The organism is Candidatus Phytoplasma sp. AldY-WA1 (genome assembly GCF_020312115.2).
In the GTDB taxonomy this organism is placed as follows: Bacteria; Bacillota_I; Bacilli_A; order Acholeplasmatales; family Acholeplasmataceae; genus Phytoplasma; species Phytoplasma vitis.
This window is the reverse complement of the sequence record NZ_JAHRHX020000025.1, coordinates 1-11,026: the sequence shown is the minus strand read 5'-3', so window position 1 is coordinate 11,026 and position 11,026 is coordinate 1. Positions and strand designations below refer to the sequence as shown.

9 protein-coding genes are annotated in these 11,026 nt (G+C 22.5%); 4 read left to right on the top strand and 5 right to left on the bottom strand.

The window, feature by feature from the left end; translation table 11 throughout:
* The 5 genes from KTO59_RS02775 to KTO59_RS02755 form a co-directional block, all read right to left on the bottom strand.
* Positions 1-850, bottom strand: an 850-nt coding sequence (locus tag KTO59_RS02775) for an ABC transporter permease (RefSeq protein WP_284928510.1), incomplete at its 3' end; no start/stop codon positions are given.
* Positions 851-901: 51 nt separating this feature from the next.
* Complete coding sequence (locus KTO59_RS02770) at positions 902-1,834, bottom strand: ABC transporter permease (RefSeq protein ID WP_284928509.1); 933 nt, start codon at positions 1,832-1,834, stop codon at positions 902-904.
* A gap of 67 nt (positions 1,835-1,901) precedes the next feature.
* Positions 1,902-2,699: an ABC transporter ATP-binding protein gene (locus KTO59_RS02765; protein WP_284928508.1), complete on the bottom strand. Its 798-nt coding sequence runs from the start codon at positions 2,697-2,699 to the stop codon at positions 1,902-1,904.
* 17 nt (positions 2,700-2,716) lie between these two features.
* Positions 2,717-3,559, bottom strand: a complete 843-nt coding sequence (locus KTO59_RS02760) for an ATP-binding cassette domain-containing protein (RefSeq protein WP_284928507.1) — start codon at positions 3,557-3,559, stop codon at positions 2,717-2,719.
* Positions 3,560-4,573: 1,014 nt separating this feature from the next.
* Positions 4,574-5,098, bottom strand: a complete 525-nt coding sequence (locus tag KTO59_RS02755) for a hypothetical protein (RefSeq protein WP_284928506.1) — start codon at positions 5,096-5,098, stop codon at positions 4,574-4,576.
* A gap of 299 nt (positions 5,099-5,397) precedes the next feature.
* On the opposite strand from KTO59_RS02755, the gene KTO59_RS04575 reads away from it, so the two are divergent.
* From KTO59_RS04575 to KTO59_RS02740, 4 genes are all read left to right on the top strand, one after another.
* Positions 5,398-5,454, top strand: coding sequence for an SVM family protein (locus tag KTO59_RS04575; protein WP_445083518.1), 57 nt, complete (start codon positions 5,398-5,400; stop codon positions 5,452-5,454).
* A gap of 3,065 nt (positions 5,455-8,519) precedes the next feature.
* Positions 8,520-8,648, top strand: coding sequence for a hypothetical protein (locus tag KTO59_RS02750; protein WP_284928505.1), 129 nt, complete (start codon positions 8,520-8,522; stop codon positions 8,646-8,648).
* 74 nt (positions 8,649-8,722) lie between these two features.
* Positions 8,723-8,872, top strand: a complete 150-nt coding sequence (locus KTO59_RS02745) for a hypothetical protein (RefSeq protein ID WP_284928504.1) — start codon at positions 8,723-8,725, stop codon at positions 8,870-8,872.
* 1,522 nt (positions 8,873-10,394) lie between these two features.
* Positions 10,395-11,026: Eco57I restriction-modification methylase domain-containing protein (locus tag KTO59_RS02740; protein ID WP_284928503.1), on the top strand; the 632-nt coding region annotated here is incomplete at its 3' end.

Below are 11,026 nucleotides of genomic sequence, written 5' to 3'. Positions count from 1 at the left end.
TTTGATCATTTTCAAAATAATTAATTAAACCTTTTCCTATCAAATTAAAAGAAAAGATAGTTAAAAAAATAATAACAAAAGGACCATAAAATAAATGAGGATATCTCAGAATATAACTTTTAGAAGAATATAAAATATTACCCCATTCAGCCTTAGTCCTATTCAAACCTAAACCGATAAAACCAAATCCTGAAATAACTAAAATAACACTAGACATATTTAATATCATTTTAGTTATTAAATTACTTAAAAGATTTGGTAAAATATGTTTTTGAATAATTCGAATATCATTCGAACCTAAAGCTTTAGAAGCTTTAATAAAATCTTTTTGTTTAATTGTTAAAGTATTAGCTCTTATAATACGTATATATTCAGGAATATATAAAACACATAATACAATAACAAGAGTTGTTACAGTTTTCTCCTTAAAACATAACATAATTAAAATAGCTAATATAATATCAGGGAAAATAGTTAATAAATCACATATAAAAATAATTATATTGTCAAAAAAACCTCTAAAATAACCAGCTATGATTCCTAATAAACAACCTATCAAACTACTTATAATGATTGTTATAAAACTTATTTGTAAAGAAATTTTAGTTCCTTCTAAAACACGACTAAATATATCATAACCTGTCCCATCAGTTCCCATCCAATGTTTACAACTATAACTTTGTAATCTTTTGTTACCTGAAGAAACATAAGGATCTGGAAAAAATTGAGAACGAAATAAAACAAAAAAAGATAAAATAGTTAAAAATAAAAGACCAAATAAAATATTTTTATCTTTTAAAATTTTGATTTTTTGTTTAAAAGAATTGGTTAAACAATTTATATTTTTCATTATTAATTTTAAAATTTTCTTTCTTTCTAATTTTTTTGTCGTAAGATATTTTTATTTTTTTGGATTTATTTTAGGATTTAACCAAAAATAAACCGAATCTAACAATAAATTAAAAATAGAAATAAAAATAGCTAATAAAATAATACAACATTGAATAATAGGGTAATCTCTGTCTTCAAAAGCTTTAATTGTTAATTGTCCTATACCATATAAATCAAATACAAATTCTGTAATTACAGCTCCACCAATTAAAGAGACGAACATCAAACCGATATTAGCCAATATAGGAATTAAAGCATTTTTTAAAGCATGTTTAAAAACGACTTTTCCTGTTGGCAATCCTTTAGCGTAAGCTGTTATAATATAAGGTTGTTTTAACGATTCAATCATATTATTATTGGTTATTTTAAATATACGACCACTAACAATTAAAGATAAAGTTAAAATAGCTAAAAAATAAGAACCTGATATTGTAAATAATTTTATGCCATAATCTAAATATAAGCGATAAGCTAAATAATATTGCAAAATAAAACCGATAATAAAACTAGGAGTTGATGATAAAAAAAGAAAAATAAATTCTAATAAAAAATTTTTTTTAGTATTTTGCCATAAAGCGGACAAAGATCCGAAAAAAATACCTATTATAGAACCAAAAATACAACTGGAAATAGTTAATAATAAAGTTGTTTTAAAACCTTTCCAAAAAAATTCTAATGCTTTAGTTTTATATTGATAAGAATTACCGAAATCAAATTTTAATACTTTTTTTAAATATATTTTTAATTGTTCGCTTAAACTTTCGTCTAATCCTAATTCTTTTTCTAAAATTTGTCTTTGTTCTGGTGTAGGTCCTTTTTGGCCAAAAGCTGCTGTAACCGGATCTCCTATTAATCGAACAAGAAAAAAACTTGTTAATATAACAGTTATCAAAATTAATAAAACATATAAAGTTTTTTTATAAATAAAATTTACTAAAGACATGCATATATTTTCTCTTTTCTAAAAATATTTTTTTATTTATTTAGATAATGTATAAATTATATTTTGATTATTTTCTAAATTTTGTTTTTAAAAAATCATTTAACAAAGATTTAGTATAATCATGTTTAGGTTTGGTCAAAATTTCTTGGATAGAGCCTTTTTCAACAATTTCTCCTTTATACATAACTATAACATCGTCAACGATTTGAGATATAACTCCTAAATCATGAGTAATAAATAAAATAGATGTTTTAATTTCTTTTTTTAAATTATTGATTAAATTCAAAATTTCTTGTTGAATAATAACATCTAAAGCTGTAGTTGGCTCGTCAGCGATCAAAAGTTTTGGTTCGCATATTAAAGCCATCGAGATCATTATTCTTTGACACATTCCTCCTGATAATTGATGAGGATAAGAATTCATAACTCTAGGAATATCATTGATTTGAACTTTATTTAAAATTTCAAAAATTTTTTTTTCGCCCTCTTGATTGCTAATTTTTTTATGTAATTTTAAACTTTCCATAATTTGGTCTTTTATTTTAAAAACAGGATTTAAACTAGACATAGCATCCTGAAAAATCATAGCTATTTCGCTTCCGCGAATTTTTTCCATTTGTTTTTGGTTATATTTAGAAATTTCTTCTCCATTAAAAAAAATTTTACCTTTATAATGTACTTTAGAATTATTATTTAATAATTTTAAAATGGAAATAGCTGTTTGACTTTTTCCACTTCCTGATTCTCCTACTATACCTAAAGTTTTTCCTTTTTTTAATTCAAAAGAAATTCCTTTAACTGCTTTTACTAATCCTTTTGGAGTTTCGAAATAAGTATGTAAATTTTCAATTTTTAATAGACTCATTTGGGTTTCTCTTTATTTTAATTCTTTTTTAAAGTACATCTTATAAAATGTTGAGGTTCGATTTCAAACCAATCTAAATCTTTTTGATTTTGATGAAATAAAAATTCAAAATCTGGAGTTTGATAAAAAATTTTATGTTCTGTTTTTTCTTTAACATTTACTTGAGGAATGGCGTTTAAAATTTGTTTTGTATAAGGATGACAAGGATTTTTTAAAATTTTTTCTTTAGGGGCTAATTCTACTATATTTCCTAAATTCATTACACATATTCGATCACTTAAATAGCTAGCTACTCCTAAATCATGAGTAATAAATAAAAGAGTTAATTGAAAATCTTTTTTTAAATCATTCAAAAGTTCAAGAATTTTAACTTGTGTTGAAACATCTAACGCTGAAACAATCTCATCACAAACAATAAATTTAGGTTCGATAATTAATGTTCTAGCGATAGCTATTCTTTGTCTTTGTCCTCCTGATAATTGGGTTGGGTAACGGTGATAAAGAGATTTATCAATTTGACATTTACTCATCATATCTAAAATTTTTTGTTTATATAAAGGGTCTCTTTTATTTTTAACCATTTTATGAATTAGAAGTCCTTCACCAATGATATCAGAAATTCTTAACAAAGTATTTAAGGATGAAAAAGGATCTTGAAAAATAATTTGAAGATCTTTTCTTAATAAACGTTTTTGTTTATTATTTAATTTCGTTAAATCAATTTGGTTTGTTGAATCTTGATGATAAAAAACATTTCCTGAAGTAGGTTTTTGAAGTTGTAAAATTAATTGTCCTAAGGTTGATTTTCCTGAACCAGAACTTCCTACTAAAGATAAAGTTTCTCCTTTAAAGATTGACAAATCAATATTTTGATTAGCTTTTAAAAATTGAGCTTTTTGAAAGATTTTTTTTTGAATTAAAAAATCTTTTGATAAATTTTGGACATCAATTATAACTTGTTTATTAATTTTTTACACCTATCCCTTTCTATTTTTACATAATTTTTTATAATCTTTTTGATATTTTGATACTATAATATTTTTTGTATTCTTGTTAATTGTATTTTTGTTTTATTTATAATTTTTAATAAAGCTTAAAATTTTTATAATAATTTGAAGAATCTAAAATATTAAGTAAAAAATATCAAATAGAATATTAAAATTATTATACTAAAAAATTACTGCTTATTAATAATAAAAAAATTTAATTATGTTTTTAAACAATATTTAAGATCATAAAAAAAATATAAATATATAATTAATTAAAAAATAATAATATTTATTAATAAAAAACTAATAAAAATATATATTATTATAATTTAAAAAAATTATTTTATTTAATTTTTGAAATTTTTTCAAAATATTTTTTTATTAAACGAAAATATATTTATACAAAAACAAAAAAAGATTAACCAACAACAAGTTAATTTTTATATTAAAATTTTTTAAATAATTTAATATAGATTAAGTTTAATATAAATAATATTTTAAAGTTGTTTCGGAAATTTATTTTAAAATTTTAAAAATTTCGTATTTTATGAAAAAATTATCCCTATACTATATATAAAGTAAAAAAAGTTAAAAAGTTTCCTATAAAATAAAAAAAATTATTTTTTTATTTAATATTTGAAATTTGTAGAAATAATTTATTATTTTTTTAATTTGGTTTTTTATTTTTTGCATAAAAAAAACACTTAATTAATGAGTATTTTGGTTATAATTAGTATTGGTTGTATAAGGTTTATTTTTTATGTTATGATATAAATTATTTTGTTTATTAGTATAAATAACAAAAAAATAGATTGGTAAAGAAAAAAAGACATTAGTTGATAAGTTCTTTTGTTTTAATTATTTGTTTTTTGATTTTTCTTTTTATTATTTTATTTTTTTGTTTCTTTCGTTATTTTTAGTATTATAAAAATCATAACATGCTAAATATATTTTGTATTTTCTTTTTCTTTGTTCGTCTGTATATTCGATAAACCATTGATTAGATTCTTCTTCAAAAATTTTACATTTTTCGTTTTTTGATTCTGTTTTAAGCCATTTATAAATTTTTTTATTAATATCTTCATAATTTTGATTATTTTTATTTATAAAAATAATTGAAGATTCACTTTGCCAATTCAAATATTCAAATAATTGATTAAATGTTTTTTGTATTTGTTTTTCCCCGTTCCATATTTTGAATTCGGAAATATAATTTAATTCTTCATTTAATTTAATATAAATATCGCATTTTCCGTTACTATTCAAAGTTTCGGAAGTAGGGTTATATTCTTGTTTTAAAATAAGTTTTAAACCTATTAAAACAATATCACGAAAACCATTTTCATTTAAATCTGTTAAATTACTAATACATGAGGGCGCACTGTTATAATTTTTTGTAAATAAATTCATTTTTAAAACCGAAAAGACTAGTTTAAAACAACTAGTCTTTTTTTTGTTTTTAGTGAAACGAGGTTTTAAAAATGAATTTATTTACAAAAAATTATAACAGTGCGGTATACTACTACAAATTTTATCGATATTATAATTAATTTTAAATACTAAATCTTCTACCATAATTATTTAGGGAATGTTTATTTGATGTTTCAGCTTTATAATTTTTAGTACAGCACGAATCAAAGAAGTCAATATAAAAATATTAACCCTATATAATTAAAATTTAAGGAATAAAAATTAAGGAGATTTAATTAATGTTTAAATTACAAAATCAATTGAAAATAATGAGTATTTGTTTATTTTGTTTTTAGATTTTTATTTATAATTAATAATAACTGCTATGGCTATGAAAACAAAACTCTTATATAAATAAAAATCAAAAGATATAAATAATGAATTATTTAATTCTGTTAACAAACAAAAAGAATTAGAGGATAAAATTCACTGTTTTAGACCAAAAGAAAATTAAATAGTTCATGAAATAAATGAGGTTTTAAAATTAGAAATAGAGTATCATAAACTTAAATCAAAAATATCAGAAATTTACAAAAATAATTCTAAATGTCAAAAGTGAACTTTAATTTAAAACCATTAATTAAAAATTATAGAAAATACTCTTATCGATTTTTATTAATATAAAATAATACATTATTAATTTAGAAGAGACCCACATCGTCTTTTTTTAGTTCATAACGAAAGGGAAGTTCCGATCAATGTTAATTAAAAAAACTTTTCATTTTTACCTATTAATCTCTAGCTTTTTTAATAATTACCTTTACTTTTAATCATTTTTGATAACAAGCCATTATTTAATCCAATTTTATCTTTTTAACTTTAAAATTAAGTATACATCAACTAAAAAGAATGTGGTCAAATCTTATCATTATTTAACCACTAATAAATAAAATAATCATGTGATATCTCTTAATACTATAATCAATCTAAATAATGGGTCTAATATTATATAGTTATATAGTAGTTATTTACTTATCAAAATCAATGGTTAAATTTAGTTTATTAATAATCATTTTTTTATTATTGCATTTTATTTTCTATGTCTAATTGATTTTATCCTTAAATGTTGTTAATGTATTCTTTTTTTTATTTATTATTGTAGTAAAATATCTTTTATTATTATTCAAAAAAATTTTTAAGAAGGAATAATCATTATAAATCAAAAAACTTAAATCAACGTACAAAAATTATGGTATCAACATCGACAAAAATACATCAACGCTTCCGAAATAGCATCCATTACTGGTTTAGACCCTTTTCGTCTTAGAACAATTAGTTCATGATAAACTCGGTACGCTTACTTACGGCTAATCAAATATACTTTACTATTGGTCAAAAGTTAGAACTGATCGCGCGTCAGTTTTTCGTTCAAAAAACTAATTTTAACTTTTTGAAGATGCGATTTTTGTGGATGATGATTACCAACAATTTTCCCGCTTCTTAGATGGTTATCATCGAAAAACTAATACGTTATTAGAAAATTAATGTCCTTATGTTGATATCAATAAAAAGTATCTTCTGCTTAATAATTTTTAACTCATCCTCATCTTGAAAATATTCCTAAATACCGATAATACCCAAGTTCAGTGTCAACTCTATTGTTCTCAAGCTCAATTCGCTATTTCCTAGTTTTTTTAATGACCAAAACTATCATGTTGTTCGTATTTATAAAGATAAAACCTTTTATTCCTAAAATGATTTGTTGGGATAGTAAAAATACTTAGAACTTTTTAACTAAAGCCCAACAAGAACTCCAAAGAACGATCATTTAAAACAATTAAGTAAATCAAATAATTACTCACACTTAAAGACCTTCAAATTGAAGGTCTTTTATACTAAAATTTAGAATAAAATAAATAATTTAACTAACTTAACTATTTTTTAATTTTTACTAATAATATGTTCTAAATTCAAGAATAATGTATTAAACCACATTTAAATACTAATAAAATCATTTTTAATCGATAATGTTTAAGTTTTTTACTTTGTCTTATTTGTCTTATCTTATTAGATGTGTCGTTGTGAAACTAGTTCTTTAGCTTATTTTCATCAAGTAGAAGAACGCACTGCGTTGTTTCAAAATTGTAAATAATTATTTACTAAAAGACTAGCTAAACGAACTAAAGTCTTTTTTTTTGTTTTTAGTCAAAAGAATTTTTAAAATTAGTAATTTAGGGTAGCGTTTATTCAAAATTAAATCATTTTTATTTGAATTATTTTTATTATTATTAATATTATTTTTCTTACTATAAAGCGAAAAATATAAAATAACTTTAAATTGTAATAATTAAAAATTTATTATAAGTAAGATATGCTTTTTTATAAAGATTATTTGACATTATAAAAACGACCTGATACCTTATAAACAAAAACTGAATGTAAAATTGTTTTTTTTTTTTTGTCTATAATTACAATTAGTTATTAATTATCAACTAATTAATAGTCGTATCGTAGTGTTATAAAAATTGTAAATGTTTTTGAACTATGCATATTTTTAAAATTTTGACAAAATAAAGACTAGTTTGTTTTAGTCTAGTCTTTTCTGGTATTAAAGCTGAATTATTTATAAAAATTTATAACAGTGTTGATGCTATTAAAAAGGAATACAAATATATGACAAAATTAAAAATTATAATAATATAAAAGGTGGTGAACAAGATTTGTCTAAATGAAACATAAAAAATCCTTTACTAAGATCTTAACAAACATTAAACAAGCAAAAACAGGAGCAAAAGGAATTGATTTTAGTTGATTTAGTTCGAAAAATAGCCATTCAAGTTAAAAACAAAGACACAAAAAATTACTACGCCTTCTTTATGTACTTTTTAGAAATTTTAGATAAACCATAATGGCTGGATGGTGGTATTTTTGCCACTTTGGCATAGGCTCTTTAACGGATGAAGCTGAAAAATTAAAGAAAAACGTACATATTTTTAATAATGTTGTTATTAATGTGTAATTATCTAATTTAAATAATCACAAACTACGTGATTATCAAAAGAAGCTGTCACAGAAGCAACGGAACATTATAAAATAATCGTGGATTATTAGAAATGGTTTGTGGTACTGGGAAAACTTTTTGTTTCCTAAACATATTATGAAATCATTATTACCAGACGGAGGTATTGTTTTTTATTTTTTCCTTTGGATTAATTTATTAGAACAAAGCGCTCTTTTATTTTAATGACTTGATATTTTAATTATTCTTATTTTGTAGTCAAGAAGACAAAATTAAAAAGCCGAACAAGAAGATCTTTTTACAACTGATATAATGTATTTGAGTGATTTTTTAGATAATCCTCTTAATCTGTGATATTAAAAATTATAAATATATTGGTGTTTGCCTATCAATCCATGATGATTGGCAGATAGTCAAAAAGGATTTTTACCTGAAGATTTAATTATTTGTGATGAAGCTCATCATATGACTTATCAATCCAAAAATAAATGCAAAGAAAAATTTATTTCAAAATTTACACGAAAAATATAAAAACCAAAAAGCTTTGTTTATGACTGCTACTGTTAAAATTTTGTCACAACAAAAATAAAGATGAATTCATTGATATGAGTAATAAAGACATTGGAGAGATCTTTATTCTTAGATTTATATACTGCTATCGAAAAAAAAAAATTTTATGCGATTATGACATTAATATTTCTAGATTACCAGATATCGATGAATTTAAAGAAATTGAAGAAATTGATAGAACTTAAAAAGATGAAGATAAAAATACAATGAATGAATTGATTAACATTGACAAGAGTTTACCTAAAATCAAAAGAAACAGAAGAAGAATATTTATATCGTAAAGAAAATTTTTAAACAAGCAATATTTTAAGAAGTATCTCTAAAATAGAGGTATTATTAAAAACGGCTGAAAATAATTCAGATCAAAAATTCTGTCATCATGCTTTTGTAAATAGTGCGCATTAGAAAAATCGAGCTCAAAAGTATCTTCCACTATGGAAAACATTATAAATAATTTAAAAATCGATTTAAAAGTGATACAAATGTCATTATCAAAACTGATTATATTGCAGGATCACTGATGCCTTGTGAAAGAAAAGAGAAATTAGATAAATTAATTGGTGAAAATTATTTGTATTATGAATTAATGTTGTTTACTGGAAGGGTAGATATTCCGGTTGTAATACTGTTGTTTTTTTGATCCTAAAAATTCTACTTTAGAAATTATTCAAGTTTATAGGACGTATTTTTAAGAAAAGATCCTTATAATCCTAATAAAAAGCAAAAATTATTTTATTTGAAAATAATGATGTGACAGTTCTTTTATGAGAAATATTTCTTTGAAAAATTATGATTTTTAAAGACTTTAAAATATATTTGGCTTGAAGTGATAGTCGTTCTCGTAATGCTACACCAGAAGAACAAAAAAGATGCAATTGAAAATAATTAAAAGCTCATCATCACAAGATGATCTACCTTTCTTTGAATACAAAAGAAAAAGAACTAAATGAAATAAAAACAAGACTAAGCAAATATTGATTTTGTATACAAATATTTGATTTCTGAAGTAGTTAAATACAATGGTTTTTCTTTGGCATACTTAGTTTTAGAAATTAAAAAGACTTTTAGAAACTATTAAAGATATTATTCAACAAGAAAGCAAAATGGTATTTTTGGCTTTGAAAGAAATATCATACTATTTTTAAAATTGATGAAAACAATTAGAAGATAATCAAACTGCATATATTTTATCACAATATGTTTATTTTTTATCCTATTTTTAAAAAAAAAATTTATGAAGTAGAATGTTCTTTATTTAACGAATTAGATATCCTTTTTAGAAAAATCAGGTGTTTATGAACAAATTAAAGAAACATAAAACCAACGATTAAGCTTTTTAATAAAATCCTTTAAATTTAGAAATATAAAAATATTAATGATAAATTACATATTTTTAATCAAATTTATAATGATCTTTTAAAAGAAACTGATCCTGAATTAACTTCAGAAAATTGGTATGTGGTATACTCCTTGATGGGTAGAAAAAGTAGAATTTTTATGGATCTTTTACTAAATTAGAGCTTCCAAATTAAAACCTTCAAAACCTTCAAATGAACCTTATGACGATTGATCCCGTTTTTTTTCTTGTGGCACAGCTCCTTTCAGTAGCTTATTTTATTAAAAACATATTAAAAGAAACAGGAATAATTGATAGATTTTATAACGATCATCTTCATATTCAGGAACATTTTCTTACTTTTATGATTAGTGTTTAAAATAGCTATCGCAGCTAAAAAAGATGAACCACCGAAAAATATTCATTGGGGCGATACTTTAAAAAAAGAAAGTAAAAGCTCAAATTTTATAGCAGAACAACACAGAGGAAATAAAGAATTTACTATTATTATAACTAATCCTCTTTGGAAGGTAAGCCAACAAAAGGACGAAGGAAAAACAAAAATATCGTATAGAAAAAAAGATTATCCAAATTTAGATTATGATAAACAAGAATATTGGGTTGATGATCGGATAGAAGAAACTTTTGTTCAAAAAAATGAAAAAACGAATAAACAAAGTTTATATAATATGTATCGTCGATTCGTTCGTTGGAGCTTAGACCATATTCAAAGAGGTTGGATAGCGATGGTTTTGCCTAATTCTTTTTTAACTGAAAGTGTAGAAGGATTTCGTCTTAGTTTAACTGAAGAATGTCAAAAAATTTATCTTGTAAATTTAAAAGGAGCTAAAGCAAAAGGAGCTAAAGGAAAAGGAGTACCTTTCCCTGAAAAAGAAGGTGCCAATATTTTCGAAACTGAAACTCAAGAAGGTAACACACAAGGAGTGGTTTTATTATTGTGTTTTAAAGATATAGATAATCAAAAAGAAGAATCAAAAACTTA